Below are 213 nucleotides of genomic sequence, written 5' to 3'. Positions count from 1 at the left end.
GGTGCGGGAAGCGGCCTACGGCGCAGCGGTTGAGGGGCGACCAGGAGTTACCCAAGAGGATCTGCTAGCGGCCATTCGCCTGGTCCGCTTTGGCGCGGCCAGTGAGGAGATGGTTTTGCAGCCAGAGGAGCGCAGGCTTGTAGCGTTCCATGAAGCAGGCCATGCTGTAGCGCATCTTTCCCTTTTTCCTGATCACCCGATCGATTACCTTAC

The sequence above is a fragment of the Thermoanaerobaculum aquaticum genome (assembly GCF_000687145.1).
Classification (GTDB): domain Bacteria; phylum Acidobacteriota; class Thermoanaerobaculia; order Thermoanaerobaculales; family Thermoanaerobaculaceae; genus Thermoanaerobaculum; species Thermoanaerobaculum aquaticum.
This window is presented reverse-complemented; position numbering follows the sequence as displayed.